Origin of the sequence: Bdellovibrio sp. ZAP7, from assembly GCF_006874645.1 — a bacterium.
Lineage (GTDB): Bacteria > Bdellovibrionota > Bdellovibrionia > Bdellovibrionales > Bdellovibrionaceae > Bdellovibrio.
This window is the reverse complement of record NZ_CP030082.1, coordinates 2,745,872-2,762,034: the sequence shown is the minus strand read 5'-3', so window position 1 is coordinate 2,762,034 and position 16,163 is coordinate 2,745,872. Positions and strand designations below refer to the sequence as shown.

Genomic DNA, 16,163 nt, shown 5'->3' with positions numbered 1-16,163 from the left:
TCCTAATAAGATAAATGCACTTGCGTTTGCAGGGCCCAGGAATCATCCACACCGGTTCCATCCAAATTCGTTTTTCCATTCGAAAGCCCCAAACGGAATTCCGTGCGGGGGAGTGGAAATGCCAAAAGACCAAAACTGTATTTCAAGTTTTCAGCCGATGAACTTTGAATGTCGTCTCGGGATTGTTCGATCGTCGTTAAGATATTATACCCGCGTGCGATAGCGACCATCGATTGCACCCAAGCATAAGAGCCCAGCACAGGATCTGAGTTCGAGCCTTTGCGAGTTTGCTCTTTAAGGCCGGCCTCTGCCAAAAGGGAGCTTCCCTTTGAAAGTCCCCAGCGAGCGGTCGCACCGGCTAAGCGCCAGCGTGTTTCATCAGATTCTGACGCTAAAACAGATCCGCCCACTTTAAACTTTTCATAGACTTGATATTCACCCACGACGGAGAAACCTTTTTGACGTTTCTCAGGCACCGTATAGACGTTTCCAAAGAACGGATTCACGGCGATATCCCAGGTCGGATAAGTGAAGTGCGCCATCACCCCCAAAGTTTGACCGTATTGATTTAAGCCCACATCCGTTGCGGGGAAACGGTTCACCGCCGTGTGATCCACGTTGCGAATACCATAGGCTTTATCCATTTGACCGGCATACCACCACAGGTTGTTACTTTGTTTGTAGCGCAAATAGAATTCTTTCGCGTACATCGTCCATTTATCGATCGTCGTTTCAGGAATATCGAAATCCGCATAGGAAGCTGTTGTGATCAGCGCCAAGTTCTGCTTTTTATCAAAGAAGAAATTTAAATTGAAATCGCGCTGCATGTTCACCCATTTGTTCACTTCGTTTGAGCCATTGGGATTTTGTTGAAAATAAAGGCCGCGATATTTAATGCCGGGACGGAAATACCAAGGCAAAGGCTGCGTAATTAAAAAACCAGAGCTGGCGCCAATAGCTTCCTCATCCATAGAGGCCGGGTACACTGAGCGAGAAGTGATTTCCGTCGCAAAGAGGGCTCTTCCATAGTCATTCAGAGCTCCGCCACCAAGGCCATTATAGTGGCAGGTAATGCAAGAGGAATAACCGTATCCGATAAAATCAGGATAGGCCATGGCTTGTTTTGAAACTAAGAATGCGCCAATAAGAAATGGTATTTTTAATAGATGTCTCACAGTTAAACAGTCTATTTAGAACAGCCGGGGAAGCAACAAAAAAACTGTATTCCCACATTCGTGATGCCGATAAGTTAGCTATGAGAAAAACAGTGGGAATAACACACGGTCCATGGGTGATTGTGCCAGCGGCATTTATTTTAATGGTGATCCCAGTCATGGATTTTACCACGATGCACACGGGCTCCACTGTGCCTCTTGAAATCATCGGTTGGCTTGTCGTGTTTGCGGCGGGTGTCAGTTTTTTGATTCGTCACAAGCTCTTATGGTTGGTTGGCCTGGTTCTGTGCGCTCTTTTTATCGCGATCAATCTTTCGCATCTGATGTTTTTTCAGGAGCCACCTTTGGCGACAGAGGCCTTTGCTTTTAAAATCGTAAGCTCCATCGTAGTTGCCGGAATTGCCTGGCTGTATTTTGCCAGATCCCCTGATTTGGATCGCCGCCAGCATTGGTTGGGGCAAACAGCCCATCGTTATTATGTGGGGATTCCCGTTGTTTTGGGGGGCAAGGATCAGTGTAAAACCCTGGATTTGTCCTATACGGGGGCCCGCATCGCCGTATTTCAAGCGCGAGAGAAGTTTAAAGTCGGCCAGAGGCTGTCTGTAGAGGTTCCTGATATCGACGGCATCCTTTGTCAGGCCAAAGTCATCGCTGTTGGCCATAGCGAAATCCGAGTCCATTTCGTCGATACCTCTGACCATGAACAAGAGCAGATTCGTCAGTGGCTTATCAGTCAAAATTTGCAAAGTGTTTAACCTTTCCCTTCCTTGAGGACCGCTTTTAGGGCATAAGAATTTCATCAAGATAGGAACCACCGTGAGTAAAGCAAAAGCTAAAAAAATCACTAAGCAGGGTGCTGGCAAAAAGGCTCTAAAAAAAGTTGTCGATTCTGAAATCGAACATGTCCTAAGTACCAAAGATATTTTGGACAACGTTCGTCCAACGCCAATGATCGATAACGGTCTTAGCAATGAAGAAAAAATCGAAAAAATCACCGAAAAGTTCACCGAGATCCTGGAAGTATTGGGCTTGGATTTGAATGATGACAGTCTAGCGGATACGCCGAAGCGTGTGGCTAAGATGTACGTGAACGAAGTTTTCGGTGGTCTGGATCCTCACAAATTCCCTAAGATGACAGTGATCGACAACAAGATGAACTACGATCAAATGATCGTGGTGCAAAATATCAAATGTCTGTCTTTCTGCGAACACCACTTGTTGCCAATCGATGGTTTTGCGACAGTGGCTTATATCCCTTACAAAAAGGTGATTGGTCTTTCTAAAATCAACCGCATCGTTCAATACTTTGCGCGTCGTCCTCAGGTACAAGAACGTCTGACGAAACAGATTGCTGATTGCTTGCAATATGTGTTGGATACGGACCACGTGGCTGTTCACATCAACGCCAAACACTACTGCGTAATGATGAGAGGTATCGAAGATACTGACAGCACGACAGCGACGTCTGATGTCCGTGGGCACTTTAAAACCTTGCCTGAGACACGTGAAGAATTCCTTCACCACTGCCGTCTGAAGTAGTCCTTTTTTATTTTTCCAAACTGACAATTAACGGAACTTTGACAGGGGTGTTTCTTGGAAACACCCCTTATTCGTTCTAAGACTCAAGTATTCCTCCAAATGTTGGCCGGTCATTTGCTCTATAAGCAATGTATTCGAACTGATTAACATTTGAGAGGGTTTTTCTGTGAACAAGCTTCTTTGCGCTTTATTGGTTTTGGCTATTCCCCACGTATCTTTTGCGGCGATGGAAGCGCGTATTGAAAACGGAGAACTGCGTTTAAGTTTGAACTCTTTAGAGACGACAGATGTGACGGTCACGATCGATGTCGTGCCGGAGAGTCCTGTGGTTGATGAAAACATGGTGAAGCACAGAGAGAATCACCGAAAGATCGCAGAGCTTGATTCCTATATTCGTCACGAAGTTGAAGCGATGGCGGTGAAATCAGGAATGTCATCGCAAGCAGACCTTTCCGAGCACAAAAGAAATATCAATAATGCCGAAGAACTTAAAAGAACTCTCGCACGCGAAGTGCTTGCGTGGGACGGCCTGGGCACAGCTAATTTTGGCTCTGAGAGCCGAGGCGGTGGTAAGCTCACGCTGACCAAGGTTGGTACCTACAGAATTCCTGTGAAAAATCTAAAACAAGAGTGGAGCGGTGCCGACTTGGAAGAAAGTGCTGCAAAATTCAAGATCACTGTTAGATCAGGAAAGACAGCCTTCAGAAAATCAACCGTGATTAACGCTACGGAAGCTGAACTTAGCAGCGGCAAATTTCAATTCGAAATCGGCAGCAAAGCTTTGTACCTTGGCGGCGGCACCTGCAAGCAAGTCTTTAATTAATCGTTATTCAATTTTTTTAGTGTGTTGATGTATTGATTCGCCAGGGCGTTAAGGCTTTCAAAGGCGCCCGGTTGCTCAAGGTAAAACAACAAAGTTGTGGCACTCGATTGCGAGCCGTGGGCAAGTCCCATGCGATTCGCGATAAAGAGCGACATCTCTTTTCCGTCTTTCACATCTTTATCTGAGGCGATAAGTGCCGGATCCAAATCAGTGGACTTGAAAATGCGTTCGCGCAGCAAGAAGGTGTGTTCTCCGGCTTGCACAAAACGATAAGGACCCAGGGGCTCAGATGGACGGTAAACGTTAACGACATAATTGAATCTGGATTGAGCATCAGGCTGACGCACGAACAGCGAGATCGCAGGAGTGGTTTCTAATTTGAATTCCCAGATATGTCGTTCTTTACCCTTTTCAACTAAGAAATTAAAGCGGGGCAGGTACTGACTTCCGCCAGACTCTTTCGTGCGATAACCCACATCCAGAATTTTGTATCCAGTCATCTCGGTTTTAAAAACTTCCAGTGACTGCTCATACAGTGTGCGCACGTCGGCAGGAAAGTTTTCAAGTGCAGTTAGTCCCGAGTCGGGAGCAAACGTATTGTCTGAAATTAGTTTTGAAATTCGATTTTCTTGAAGAGTTTTAAAATCACGATCAGCTTTGTCGCGGGCCTTCTCCAGATAGCGGGGCTTATTCATTTTCTTGCCTGTAAGACCTTCCACGTAGGCTTTGAATAAGTCCTTGGATGCAACTTTATAGGGTGAGATTTGATTTCCGATATAATAGCGTAAGAGGTCGCCGGCCAGGGGCGCATTCACACCCGCATCATCGATATCAATCAAGCCGAATTTTGCGCCGCCCTCTTTCAACTGCACATCTCCGAAATTCAGGATGTGGGGGTCCCCCGTGACGATGCCGCGGGCACTCATGATGGGGACGTTGTTTTCGCGAAGCCAGTTCCAATAGTGAGGGGCATTTGAGCGAAAAGCCATAAATGTGCCGCCCGGGGCTTTTCTAAAAGAACCATCAATTTGAAGGCGAATCGGAGGGGCGTCAGATCCAGTAAAGACACTGGAACAGGAAGGGCCTTGGGCATTAGCAGCCAGTGGCGCCAATAGGGCAAAGGCTGTCAAAATGTTCTGCACGGTCGTGAATAGAGCCGTGGTTAATTTCGTTTGCATGGTCCCTTCCTGATTCTGATCTTTGTTAGATCAAGATTCAGACCAGGACACATGCAGTTTACGGCTCTATTCCTATGAACATTCGGTTATTGCAATGCTGACTGCAAAAGTTCGCGGGAGTTTTTTGATAGTCCCGGGACATCCACCATGCGGCGGATTTGTTTCATAGCCAGGTCCTTCAATTGTGGTTCCAGCTTACCAACAAAGTTGAAGGCCGAGCACAAGCGCGCAGCCACTTGCGGATTCTTTGGATCGATCTCGATGATCTTATCTGCGATGAACTCGTAAGCTTTTTCATTGTTAAAGCTTACAAGGTTCGTCGTGAATGCGCGAAGTAGTGAGTACACATTGTTTGGATTGTTGATGTTAAACGTTGGATTCTTAGTCAAAGCTTTGATCTCGTCCAAAATCTGTGGACGGTGAGCCAGGGCTTGAACGGTGAACCACTTATTGATCACAACAGAATCGTCTTTCCAGTTGGTGTGGAAATCCGCCAATACCTTTTCACGGTGTGTGCTTTCTGAGTCCGCCAAAATCATCAGTGCCGTCATACGGTCTGTCATGTTTTGCGCTTCCCAGTATTGTTTAGCCACTATTTCGTAAATGGCTGGTTCACGTAAATCAGCTAAGTAATGCAAAGCCTGGTTTTTTAGCAGGCGTTGACCAAATACTTTCGTGCTGCGGCTTTTCGCTTCCACACCGTGGTACTTGTTGTAAGTCGCAAGTAACGTTTCTTTGTTAGCTTTCGCGATCTCTTGACGCAAAGTTGTGCGAGCTTTATCGAATGCTACGGGATCTAACACCGGTTCCATTTGCGCCAAGACAGCAAGGCTTGGCATCTGCAGCATTTTAGCTTTGAAAGCGGAATCCATGTTTGGATCATTCATCACGGTCTTCATCGCATTGATGAAGCGGGCATCGACTTTCAATTCTTTGCCTTGGCGTGATTGCTTAATCAAATCAGACATCAAACGCATCGCAAGTTTTTGTGTGATCTCGCGACGGTTGAAAGAGTCCGTGTCTTTTTCCATTAAGAAATAAAGATCTTCTTCAGACGCTTCCCAATTCAAGTTCACCGGAGCTGAAAACTCACGCAAGATGGAAAGAACCGGGCGCTCTTTCAAACCTTTGAACACATAAGTTTCTTTTTGATTTTTAAGTTCGATCACGTGCTGACCGTCAGAGTTTTTCTCGATCTTGTCGCAGTTCAAAGCCAACTCTTGTCCTGATTTATCCAAAAGACCCATCATCAATGGAATGTGGAATGGCTCTTTCGTCGGTTGATTTGGTGTCGGCGGGCAGGACTGTTCAAGAGTTAAATGGTATTCACCAGACTTGTCATCAAAGCGCTCTTGGATCGCGACCACAGGAGTTCCCGATTGGTTGTACCAACGTTTAAACTGGGTGAAGTCTTTTCCGTTCGGTTCAGAAATCGCCGCTGCGAAATCTTCCGTCGTCACAGCTTGGCCATCATGACGTTTGAAGTACTCATCCATACCTTTGCGGAAGCCTTTACGACCCACAATCGTTTGCATCATACGAATCAGCTCTGAGCCTTTTTCATAGATCGTCATCGTAAAGAAGTTATCAACAGCCATGCAGGATTCAGGACGAACGGGGTGAGCATTCGGACCCGCATCTTCAGCGAACTGACCGGCGCGCAAGGAATCAACGTCTTCGATACGTTGCACTCCACGGTCTGTCATATCAGCCGAGAATTCCTGATCGCGGAAAACGGTCAGACCTTCTTTTAAAGAAAGTTGGAACCAGTCACGCAAAGTCACACGGTTTCCTGTCCAGTTATGGAAGTATTCGTGGGCCACCACGGATTCAATCGCGTGGAAGTCAGAGTCCGTTGCCGAGTTGGTGTCAGCTAATACCAGGCGGGAGTTAAAGATGTTCAAACCTTTGTTCTCCATCGCGCCCGCATTGAAATCGTCAATGGCTACGATCATGTATTCGTTCAGGTCATACTCGCGACCGAAAACTTCTTCGTCCCATTTCATAGATTTTTGCAAAGACTCAAGCGCATGCCAGCAACGTTCTTGTTTTCCGTGAGCAGCATAAACTTCCAAATTCACTTTGCGACCAGAAGATGTCGTGAAGGTGTCGCGGATCACTCCCAAGTCACCAGCAACCAGTGCAAACAGGTAACAAGGTTTTTTGTGCGGATCACGCCAGTAAGCTTTGTGACGACCATTGCCCAAGTCTTCAACTTTCATACGGTCGCCGTTGGAAAGAAGTACTGGGTATTTTGCTTTATCGGCTTCGATAGTCACCGTGTATGACGTCATCACATCCGGACGATCCAAGAACCAAGTGATCTTACGGAAACCTTGCGCCTCACACTGAGTACAGAAGATGCCGTTGGATTTATAAAGACCTTCAAGGGATGTATTGTTTTGAGGTTCCAACTGAGTTTCGATTTCCAACGTGAACTCACCAGGAACAGAAGCGATGATCATCTCTTCATCCGTCAGTTGGTATTCGCTGGCAGAAAGAACCTTGTCGTTGATCTTTACGCTAACAAGTTTCAGTTCTTCACCATTTAGCTGAAGGGGAACACCATTCGTAAGAGTTTTGATTTTAGATTTTGCGATAACTCGACAAAAGTCCTCATTCAAAATGAAGTCGAGGTGCACGGACTCCACTGAAAAAGCTGGGGCTTTATAGTCCTTAAGATAAATTTTCTCTTGTTTCATGAGTCCTCGCTTCTGATAATAGAACAATGAGTTTGGTAATCTCTTCTATCACAATTAACACTGGCCAGCTACAGAACATGCTGGAATTTTATCGCTGTGTCGGCTTTAAATTCCAAATGGTGCGGGTGGATAAGGGGAGTGAAGTTTACCGTGCTCTGCACGATGGGGTGGAGTTCTCCCTTTATTCTTTGCCAACCGCACAGAAAGCTCAGGTTCCCAGTCTTCAATTGGGGTTTCAAATTACAGAGCTGGAAAACACGGTCGCTGATTTAGCAAAAGTGCCCGGCAGCTTGCTGATTTTAGATCCCACTGAAATGCCTGACGGGAAAAAGGCCATTATTTTGGATCCCGATGGTCATTCTATCGAACTTTGTCAGAAATAGGATTCACATTTAATATCTCAAAACCGTCAAGTCGAAGCTTGTCTCGCTCTCTTAAGGGAGTAGCATGGGACTATGGCACTCATTCCTTCCAAATCCTCTTTTTGGGGCCCTCTTTTTAGTTTCGATCGTTCACGCTTAGATATCTGGGTTGCGGCGCGTGGCGCCATCGCAATTGGTCTGTCGATGCTAGTTGGAGTGTGGCTGAATTCCAACACTATCGGCATGATCGTCGTTCTTGGCGCACTGAATGCGTGTTTTTCTGATAACTCCGATGCTTATGCTTTCCGCGCAAAACGTATGGCGCGAGCCGCGTTTGTCACGGTGCTGTTGGTATTCTTGGCTTCCATTTCTGCAGGCAATTTTATAGTTTCATTAGCCTTAGTGACCTTACTGGCATTTGCGTCAGGTTACTTGATTGTTTTAGATACGGTCCTTGCCGATTTAGGAACTGTCGCCATCGCAACCTTCGTGGTGTTTGGTGCGCATCCGATGGACCCTGCGCAAGCCTTTCATTTAAGTCTGTTTGCACTTTTGGGAGCGGGAATTCAAGCTCTGCTAGCTTTGATGTTGTGGCCATTTCGACGGTATCGTCCCGAGCGCAGGGCTTTAGCTACATTCTTTGTCGATCTTTCTTCGTTGTGTGATTTGCAATTTAAACCGGAAGAAGTTCCCGGTGGCAGTGCGCAGAGTATTCACACGCAAATTAACTTGGGTGCGATCTCTCAGGATTCAAGACCGGAAGGTCGTCGCTATCGTTCGCTACTCACTCAAGGCGAGCGTTTGCGCTTGGGCATTTTGTCTTTAGGACGATTGAAAAATCGCATTGAAAGGGAAAATCCCGGAAATCCCTCCATCGAGATCATCGCGGACTTTTTATCCATCGAGAAAAGTTTGCTGCAAAAGGTATCGGTCATCATTCGTGATGAAGAACAGATCCAAGAGGCTCGTGAAAATTTAAAATCACTCGAGCTGGATACGGCAAAAGTTCGCGATAATGACTATAGCAATCAGTCTGTATTCATGCGAGCGGTGTTAAGCGATGCCCTTCGCCAAATGGAATCTATCATCGGACAATCCCGTGCGGTCATTGAACTTGCGACCCGAACCACGGAAGCGGGGATGGTTGAATCGCAACGCAATGAAAATGCGCGCCCATGGAGATTTAGATTCCGTGGAGTCTGGGCAACCTTAAGAGCCAACTTTACTTTTCAGTCACCAGGATTTCGTCATGCTCTTCGTTTGGCGATTTGTATCGCTGTGGGAGAGATCATCAGCAACATGATTTCGGTGGATCGCAGCTACTGGGTCCCGATGACGGTGGCAATCGTTTTGAAATCTGATTATGCATCGACCTTTAATCGCGGTTTGCTTCGTATCGGTGGAACTATTTTAGGTTTGTTGCTTGCGACAGCTCTATTTCACATCATGCCGGAAGGTCCTTGTTGGGCGATTGCATTGATGGTGATCTTTGGATTTATGATGAGATGGGTGGGGCAGGCCAATTACGGGATCTTTGCGGTTTCTGTCAGTGCCTTGGTGGTGATTTTGGTCGCGATGACCGGAGTGCCGCCGAAAGATGTGATTTGGGCCCGCGGTGTGAATACTTGCCTGGGCGGAGTCTTGGCGATGTTTGCATATATGCTGTGGCCGACGTGGGAGAAAACGCAGCTCTCTGATGTGGTGGCAAAAATGTTGGAAACATATCGTCGCTCCTTTCATTCGATTGCAACATTAAGCATTGGAGAAGCTCCAGCAAGTGAGAGTGATCGCGATCAGCTTCGTCAACAGTCTCGAGTGGCTCGTGCCAATTACATGGCATCACAAGATCGTTATCTGCGGGAAAGGGGATCCACTTCTGTAGATCGTGAATTCTTGGCGGGAGTGACGGCCGCAGGAAATCGTTTTGCCCATGCCCTGGTGGCTTTGGAATCAGCTTCTCCATTTACGCTGGATTCTGAACAGCAAAAGATTTTTAAAAGCTTTGCCGACAAAATTGAAATCACCTTGGATAACCTGTCCCGGGCGTTACGTGGCCAAGAGATTCCCAATAACGAGTATCCTGATTTACGTGCGGCGTTTGTGGAGCTAGAAAAAATGCGTGCCGAACAAGATCGGTACGGTCTGTTCTTTGATGAAACAGATCGCATGACGAACAGCCTTAACACTTTACGCGAGTTCATCGTTAAAAGACTGCTGGAAAACCGCCGCGCAAAATCCGCCTTGAAATAAACAATAGTCCAGAATCAGTCTTGATCCCTGTAAGGCAACATTGGACTTACACCTCTCTTCGCGCTGCGGGTTTAATATCGTGGGAGAGGGAGGTTTTTATGAAAGTCTCAGTCACCTTCAAGGCAGAGGATCGCTTGCTGGAAGCCGGCCTCTTTATCCCTGACAACAATCCTCACGAAGAACCCCTGGCAGCCTTTTTAATCGAAGGGGCCATGACCGGTGGAGCTTCACAAATCTCTGATAAGTTAGCCCGGGCCATCAGCGACGAAGGCGTCGTGTGCATGGTGCTCGATCATGCTTTTTATAATGATGACCAAGAGGCTCCGATGTCCTGGGAATCACCAACCAAAAGGGTCGAGGATATTGTTGCGGCTCTCTCTTTTTTAAAAGAACACAGTATCGTCAATCCTGACAAGATCGTCGCAATGGGCATCAGTGTCGGAGCCGAGTATATGGCCAAAGCTTTGGAAGTCACAAATCTATGTCGTGGCTTTATTGTGATTCACGCCAAAAATGAAGAGGTTCCCGATTTCAATCGTCGCGTTGAGGTGCCCATCACCCAGATCGCGAACCATGCGCCGGAAGCAACAGCGCAAGATGCAGTTGCGTGGACCCAGGCTTTGTTCAGTCTGCCTCAGGCTGTTGGCTCCCGTGAGTTTAAGCTCTGGGATCATATCGAGGAATAGTTCGCGTCTCATTCTGAGATCAGGCACGGCCCTTGAAATGGTTACTCATTGAGTACGAACGAAAGGGTATGCTGTGATGTTGTCCAAGTTCAAAGTTGTTGTAATGGTAGTTCTGACGCTTTTTATGGGGCTTTCTGCAGCTCAAGCTGCAAATAAAAAGGCTCTTATCAGAATGAGACAGCCGCAAAAGGTCTCCCCTGTAAGCAAAAGCTGGCAACGTGAAGTTGTCAGTGATTTGTTCGCTGCCACGGCTTCTGCTGAAAATCTTGATTCACAACTGGAACCTTTGATGAATGCGGCAGGCTTTAGCTATATCCAAAAGTGGAAGCGTGGTATCGACGAATCTTCGTTGCAAAAGACTTTCTCCAAAGATCTGAAAAGTCACCTGCAAGTCATGGCGATGCTTTTCGATAAACACACGCAGTATAAAAAATTCGATCGCGTCAGCGAGTTTGAATTTCAAAACTTAGTTCGTCGCAGTGATTATATTTTGTCTTTGCCGGTTTCAAAAAATGCCATTCAAGAAACGATGGGTGGGGCAAAGTTCGCCTCAGAATTTAAAACGGTTCTGGCGGAATATAATAAAGTCCGTCAGCGTTTTGACTCAAAAAGTATCCAATTGGCCCTTAAATAAACGGTATTAACTAATTGGGACTTAATATCAGTTTAACCAGTGTCCCATGAAAAAGAGGCCTTTCTCGTATGCAGATGTGGCTCTTTTTGCTACCATTTTTAAATGAGGATGAGACGGTATCTCCTTCCTATGGGCATCGTATTGGGCACCGCCGCTTTTGGATTTTTCCTGAGGCAAGGCCCGATGTTGTCAGCAGCGCCAATAGCTGAAAAGTCCTCATTTCCTATTGAAAAAAAACCTGCCTCCGAAAATACTCCCGTTGTTAAAGCCAACGAACTTTTTTGTGAAAAAAGCTATGACTCTATCTGTAAAGGTAATGCTGTGGCGGATCCTACAGGGGAGACATCTTTGGATTACCGTGGCGAGATTCGTGCGTTGCGGGTCTTGCGTCGAATCGTTCGTACCAATCCTGGTTGGACCACGGAGCAAATTGAAGACGAGCTGGTCACGCGCATCTATACACCAGAGCGCAAAGAAAAATTGCACCGTATTTTTGAACTCGTGCGCGCGCAAATGATTGAATACATCAAGCAGCAAAGTTCCAAAACATTTTCCGATGTCGATAAAGCGACTTTGATCGAACGTATTTCCAAAGTGAATTTGGAATTGCCTGTAGATCGCACCACATATTCTGATGCGACGGACTTATACACCAAGAGTGAAATCTATTATGAGCGGAGTCATGACGGAGCCATCCACAGGGTGCGTGTTGGGGGCGCTTATGTTTTAAATACGTCCTCGGAATTTAGCATTATCTTTAGCATGGCCCACGAGTTGGCTCATTCCATCGATCCATGCGGTATCCAGGGCGAGAATTTGAATCAGGTTGTCTACAATGAACTGGTTCAATGCTTTGTTGATAGTCAGTGGATCAAAAAAGAAGAAGCCCAATGTGGCAATAAAGATAAAACATCTGAAGTTTTCGCGGACTGGGTGGGATCAGAAATTCTAGCCCGATTCCTGCGCATGCAAACTAAGTACAGCATCGAAGAAAAAACACGCGCGGCCATTAACGCTGTTCGCGATCTTTGTGACGACTCTTCAGGGTTTGAAAAAGTGAATCTGGAATATTACCCAACAGATGTCATTCGCGTGAAATCGATTTTTTCTAAGAACACTTTGTTAAGAAAAGAATTGCAGTGTGCAAACTCTGGAACTGTGAAACCCTATTGCAGATTCGAACCACCTAAGTTGAAAGGTCCACAACGATGATCAAATCACAATGGCTTTCAAATTCGATCTTATGTCTTTCAGTGGCCATGCTTGCCGCTTGTGCGACAAAACCAGCCAAAGAAGAAAGCTTTATCCCGCCGGGTATTCAAGTAGTGCCGGAGAACAAGATCAGTATTAACTATTCTTTGCGCCACAATGCCTATTTGTTTCAGCTTCAGTCCTTGAATGATGCTGACTTTAGCGCCAAAAGTGCCGTGAATGAAAAAGTAATTGAAAACCGTAAGATCGCTCGAGACAAGTATATCTCTATCGCCAATCGTATTTATGATTTCGCTGAAAGTTATAAAAAAACTAAAGCCGGGTCTGAAGAATGCAAATCACCCTTCAACATTCGCATGGAAAAAAATGGGCAGGTGAGTGAAGTCCAAGGTTGCCGCAGTAACGATGAGTCCGGCGAGCTTGGGAAGATCATTCGCGAAGGCGAAATTCTATTTTACACTGAACAGTAAAAACTGTTGGAGTCCCGCGATAACTGCGAAACGAGACTCCAACCAACTCAACTATTTGCCTGCAGCAGGTTGTTGAGATTCAGGAAGAACTTGCTGAGTGTTTTGCTCTTCAACTGTAGATTTCTTTTTCTTGATAACACCTTTGCTATCTTTTTTGATTTCAGAGTGTTGTTGAACAGTTTGGCTGTTCACAGAAGAACCATCCATAGATGGTTGAGAAGGAGCCGCTTCCACAGCGTAAGCTGAAGAGAATGCCAATACAGATGCTAGTGCTACAGTTGCTTTCAATACTTTCATTAAATACCTCCAAACAAATTAAACAAAGTTCAAATCAGTTATCTAAACGTGATGCTGAACCTATCTAAAAGACATCGCAACAATTTCAGTGTGAATTTTTCTTCAAACGCTCCACGCGGTTTCATGCCGCTCACTAAACTACTGTAAATAGAGAGCTTCTTTCTTTGAAACTTAGTAAGTCTAAAAGTTATTCACGATGATTTGAAACGTCATAAACTTCTGTACGAGTCTTTTTCTTTTACATAATTCAAATGAAAACTTTGAAGTCACTCTGAAGATTCCGAGTGCAGCTGACTCGGATTCGGCGGGCTCATACCTCCTACGCAGCGACCTCCGTGGGCGCCACGATGGCGCGCACTCGCCAAAGGCGAGGCACGGTTGAGTCCATGGATGGCGTGTCGCGGAGAAGTGGGTAGGAGAGCGACGGAGCCGAGGCAGATGTGCTCGGAAGCTTCAGGGCCGAGATCAATCTTCCATGTGAATTAGGTAAAAAAAAAGCCCACTCTTTGGAGTGGGCTTTAGAAATTCTAAATAGAATTTAGGAACTAGTTTCTTTCTGACAAAGGTACAACTTTACGTTGTTCCGCACCTACGTACTCAGATAGAGGACGGATGATGCGGTTGTCAGCTGCTTGTTCCATGATGTGTGCAGACCAGCCAGTTGTACGAGCCATAACGAAGATCGGAGTAAAGAAGTCGATCTCGAAGCCCATCATGTAGTATGCAGGACCTGCTGGGAAATCCAGGTTAGGGTAGATTTTCTTTTTATCTACCATAACTTTTTCCAAAGCAGTGTACATTTGCATCCATTTTTGTTCGCCAGTTACGTCAGCCATAACTTGAGCGTACTTTTTCATTGTCGGAACGCGAGAGTCGCCAGAGCGGTAAACGCGGTGACCGAAGCCCATAACTTTTTTCTTTTGTGCCAATGCATCGATCATCCACTGTTCTGCTTTTGCAGGATCAGCGATTTCTTTCATCATATGCATAACCATTTCATTCGCACCACCGTGCAAAGGACCTTTAAGCGCCCCGATACCAGCTACTGTTGCAGAGTAGATATCAGATTGAGTTGAAGTCACAACACGTGCTGTGAAAGTGGAAGCATTGAAGCTGTGTTCAGCGTAAAGGATCAAAGAAACGTCGAATGCTTTAACAACTTCTTTTTGAGGTACTTTACCAAAGCACATGTGGAAGAAGTTTTCAGCCATCGTCAAATCAGCTTTTGGAGGAATGAAATCCAAACCTTTTTTGAAACGGTAGTCAGCAGCAACAGCAGTTGGGATTTTCGCCAACAACATCATCGCTTTGTCCAAGTTCGTCGCTGGAGAAGAATCCCAGATACGAGGGTCTTCAGCACCCATGAAAGACACTGCCGTACGGATAGAATCCATCGGGTGACATTTTTGTGGAAGTGATTTGATCACGTTCAACAAAGTTGCAGTGATGTCGCGGTTTGCGCGTTCTTTTTTAGTGAAGTCAGCAAGTTGAGTTTTGTTTGGCAACTCGCCATTGTACATTAGGTATGCAACTTCTTCGAAAGAGCAGTTTTCAGCCAAGTCTTGAACTGGGTAACCGCGGTAGATCAAAGAGTTTGTGTGTGGATTCACTTTAGATACAGAAGATGTATCCATTACCACGCCATCAAGACCTTTTTTTACGTTCATTTTCTCTGGTTCTGGAACGTAATCTGGATTGATATATTCAGCCATTTTTCCTCCGAAAAGGTGCCTGCCATATTCTGCAGAAGCACCGCATTAAGTTAAAGTAAAGTAATGGCTCGAGGCTAGACCGTGCCTCCCCCTCGGTCAAGAGGAGGAGGGGAGGAGGCAGTGTGGCAGGTGGGATTTTCGATAGGTTTATTAGAGAAATGGCGAGTTATACGGACACTCTGACTGCAATTGAGGCAGTGTAACCGCCGGTTGATGAGTTTGAGGCGACGGTCAGCATCTCGGTGCTGGTGCCGTCTCTAAAGATTCCATCTGATGAATTGTCCATCATTCCTGAGGTTCCTTTGTAGCCATAGGTCGTTTGCGCGGCGACCGCTTTATTAATACTCATGGGAAATGCGAACTGCGTGATCTTAATGGGAGAGGCATCATCAAGTCCCGCATACACTTCCGCGTGAATATGTATCGCGCGGCCCGTGTACCAACCCGGATAAATCGTGGTGAAGGTCACCTCACCATTGGAATCGGTTTGCTGAATTCCCCGGAAATAAGACTCTAAACTAGAGTGCGAGCCGCCATTATTAGACGCCGTGTAGGCTGAGTACTGACCCGTCGGAGTGCAGTGCCAGATATAAATATAATAATTCGGAATCGTCGCACAGCTGTTGCGCACATTCTGCAATGATATATTCAAAGTAAGTGGGACTCCCGCAATGCTTTCCGTGATATCGCGGCGGATGATGGGCGAGCCGGTGTAAACTTTATCCAGGCGGGTGGAGGTGCCGTCACCTGCGGCATTACTGCCGTCGGCGGGGAAGGGACCATTTGTTTCTGTTGCACTTTGCACGCAGGAACCACCCGTGGTGCCGCTACTGCCATCGCTGGAATCTGTTCCATCCGATGAAGAAGTTAAAGGGCTAAAACCAGTCTGACTGCATCCTGCAAGCAGCATAGTTGCTCCTGTCCCTAAAAGGGCAACAAGGAGTTGACGTCTTTGCATTCCATTAAACTTTGGTGCGTCGTCGCACATAGGAGTACCTCCGTACTGGATACATAATACGGATCAATTGTTGAATGACTGTGGCCTCGTACTGAAGTGAGAATTCCAAATTTTAGACGGATAGATTCGAATCCTTCTATTATACAGAGCAATAAGAAATGGGGC

General features: G+C 46.2%; 15 protein-coding genes. 9 read left to right on the top strand and 6 right to left on the bottom strand.

Annotated elements, in window-relative coordinates:
* Window positions 1–2 precede the first annotated feature (2 nt).
* Window positions 3–1,175: a hypothetical protein gene (locus DOM22_RS13275; protein WP_246845636.1), complete on the bottom strand. Its 1,173-nt coding sequence runs from the start codon at window positions 1,173–1,175 to the stop codon at window positions 3–5.
* Window positions 1,176–1,255: 80 nt separating this feature from the next.
* On the opposite strand from DOM22_RS13275, the gene DOM22_RS13270 reads away from it, so the two are divergent.
* The 3 genes from DOM22_RS13270 (at window position 1,256) to DOM22_RS13260 (ending at window position 3,537) form a co-directional block, all read left to right on the top strand.
* A complete protein-coding gene (locus DOM22_RS13270) occupies window positions 1,256–1,930 on the top strand; it encodes a PilZ domain-containing protein (RefSeq protein WP_168196653.1) in 675 nt (224 codons plus the stop codon).
* 61 nt (window positions 1,931–1,991) lie between these two features.
* On the top strand, window positions 1,992–2,714 hold the full coding sequence (gene folE, locus DOM22_RS13265) for a GTP cyclohydrolase I FolE (protein WP_142700841.1): 723 nt from the start codon (window positions 1,992–1,994) through the stop codon (window positions 2,712–2,714).
* A gap of 166 nt (window positions 2,715–2,880) precedes the next feature.
* Window positions 2,881–3,537 (top strand): hypothetical protein, encoded by a 657-nt coding sequence (locus DOM22_RS13260; RefSeq protein WP_142700840.1) that lies wholly within the window; start codon window positions 2,881–2,883, stop codon window positions 3,535–3,537.
* Here the strand turns inward: DOM22_RS13260 and DOM22_RS13255 are convergent.
* On the bottom strand, window positions 3,534–4,715 hold the full coding sequence (locus DOM22_RS13255; protein WP_142700839.1) for a DUF2252 family protein: 1,182 nt from the start codon (window positions 4,713–4,715) through the stop codon (window positions 3,534–3,536). The two genes, DOM22_RS13260 and DOM22_RS13255, sit on opposite strands and share 4 nt — an antisense overlap.
* Before the next feature lie 86 nt (window positions 4,716–4,801).
* A complete protein-coding gene (gene pepN / locus DOM22_RS13250; RefSeq protein WP_142700838.1) occupies window positions 4,802–7,417 on the bottom strand; it encodes an aminopeptidase N in 2,616 nt (871 codons plus the stop codon).
* Between the two features lie 26 nt (window positions 7,418–7,443).
* Here pepN and DOM22_RS13245 point away from each other — a divergent pair, with 26 nt between their 5' ends.
* From DOM22_RS13245 to DOM22_RS13220, 6 genes are all read left to right on the top strand, one after another.
* On the top strand, window positions 7,444–7,800 hold the full coding sequence (locus DOM22_RS13245; RefSeq protein WP_142700837.1) for a VOC family protein: 357 nt from the start codon (window positions 7,444–7,446) through the stop codon (window positions 7,798–7,800).
* Between the two features lie 72 nt (window positions 7,801–7,872).
* A complete protein-coding gene (locus tag DOM22_RS13240) occupies window positions 7,873–10,029 on the top strand; it encodes an FUSC family protein (RefSeq protein ID WP_142700836.1) in 2,157 nt (718 codons plus the stop codon).
* A 98-nt stretch (window positions 10,030–10,127) separates the two neighbouring features.
* Complete coding sequence (locus DOM22_RS13235; RefSeq protein WP_142700835.1) at window positions 10,128–10,715, top strand: S9 family peptidase; 588 nt, start codon at window positions 10,128–10,130, stop codon at window positions 10,713–10,715.
* 73 nt (window positions 10,716–10,788) lie between these two features.
* Complete coding sequence (locus DOM22_RS13230) at window positions 10,789–11,349, top strand: hypothetical protein (protein ID WP_210415626.1); 561 nt, start codon at window positions 10,789–10,791, stop codon at window positions 11,347–11,349.
* A 108-nt stretch (window positions 11,350–11,457) separates the two neighbouring features.
* Window positions 11,458–12,561: a hypothetical protein gene (locus DOM22_RS13225; RefSeq protein ID WP_210415625.1), complete on the top strand. Its 1,104-nt coding sequence runs from the start codon at window positions 11,458–11,460 to the stop codon at window positions 12,559–12,561.
* Window positions 12,558–13,031, top strand: coding sequence for a hypothetical protein (locus tag DOM22_RS13220; RefSeq protein ID WP_142700832.1), 474 nt, complete (start codon window positions 12,558–12,560; stop codon window positions 13,029–13,031). Before DOM22_RS13225 ends, DOM22_RS13220 begins: the two co-directional genes overlap by 4 nt.
* Window positions 13,032–13,082: 51 nt before the next feature.
* On the opposite strand, the gene DOM22_RS13215 is transcribed toward DOM22_RS13220, so the two are convergent.
* From DOM22_RS13215 to DOM22_RS13205, 3 genes are all read right to left on the bottom strand, one after another.
* Window positions 13,083–13,328, bottom strand: a complete 246-nt coding sequence (locus DOM22_RS13215; RefSeq protein ID WP_142700831.1) for a hypothetical protein — start codon at window positions 13,326–13,328, stop codon at window positions 13,083–13,085.
* Window positions 13,329–13,873: 545 nt separating this feature from the next.
* Entirely contained in the window at window positions 13,874–15,040 is a 1,167-nt protein-coding gene (locus DOM22_RS13210) for a bifunctional 2-methylcitrate synthase/citrate synthase (protein WP_142700830.1), read from the bottom strand.
* Between the two features lie 166 nt (window positions 15,041–15,206).
* Window positions 15,207–16,028 (bottom strand): intradiol ring-cleavage dioxygenase, encoded by an 822-nt coding sequence (locus DOM22_RS13205; RefSeq protein ID WP_142700829.1) that lies wholly within the window; start codon window positions 16,026–16,028, stop codon window positions 15,207–15,209.
* Between the last annotated feature and the right edge of the window lie 135 nt (window positions 16,029–16,163).

Excerpts from the sequence above, each read along its gene's own strand:
- DOM22_RS13270 (WP_168196653.1), top strand. The coding sequence starts at position 1,256 with ATGAGAAAAACAGTGGGAATAACACACGGTCCATGGGTGATTGTGCCA.
- DOM22_RS13255 (WP_142700839.1), bottom strand. The coding sequence starts at position 4,715 with ATGCAAACGAAATTAACCACGGCTCTATTCACGACCGTGCAGAACATT.
- pepN (WP_142700838.1), bottom strand. The coding sequence starts at position 7,417 with ATGAAACAAGAGAAAATTTATCTTAAGGACTATAAAGCCCCAGCTTTT.
- DOM22_RS13245 (WP_142700837.1), top strand. The coding sequence starts at position 7,444 with ATGAGTTTGGTAATCTCTTCTATCACAATTAACACTGGCCAGCTACAG.
- DOM22_RS13240 (WP_142700836.1), top strand. The coding sequence starts at position 7,873 with ATGGCACTCATTCCTTCCAAATCCTCTTTTTGGGGCCCTCTTTTTAGT.
- DOM22_RS13235 (WP_142700835.1), top strand. The coding sequence starts at position 10,128 with ATGAAAGTCTCAGTCACCTTCAAGGCAGAGGATCGCTTGCTGGAAGCC.
- DOM22_RS13225 (WP_210415625.1), top strand. The coding sequence starts at position 11,458 with ATGAGACGGTATCTCCTTCCTATGGGCATCGTATTGGGCACCGCCGCT.
- DOM22_RS13220 (WP_142700832.1), top strand. The coding sequence starts at position 12,558 with ATGATCAAATCACAATGGCTTTCAAATTCGATCTTATGTCTTTCAGTG.
- DOM22_RS13215 (WP_142700831.1), bottom strand. The coding sequence starts at position 13,328 with ATGAAAGTATTGAAAGCAACTGTAGCACTAGCATCTGTATTGGCATTC.
- DOM22_RS13210 (WP_142700830.1), bottom strand. The coding sequence starts at position 15,040 with ATGGCTGAATATATCAATCCAGATTACGTTCCAGAACCAGAGAAAATG.
- DOM22_RS13205 (WP_142700829.1), bottom strand. The coding sequence starts at position 16,028 with ATGTGCGACGACGCACCAAAGTTTAATGGAATGCAAAGACGTCAACTC.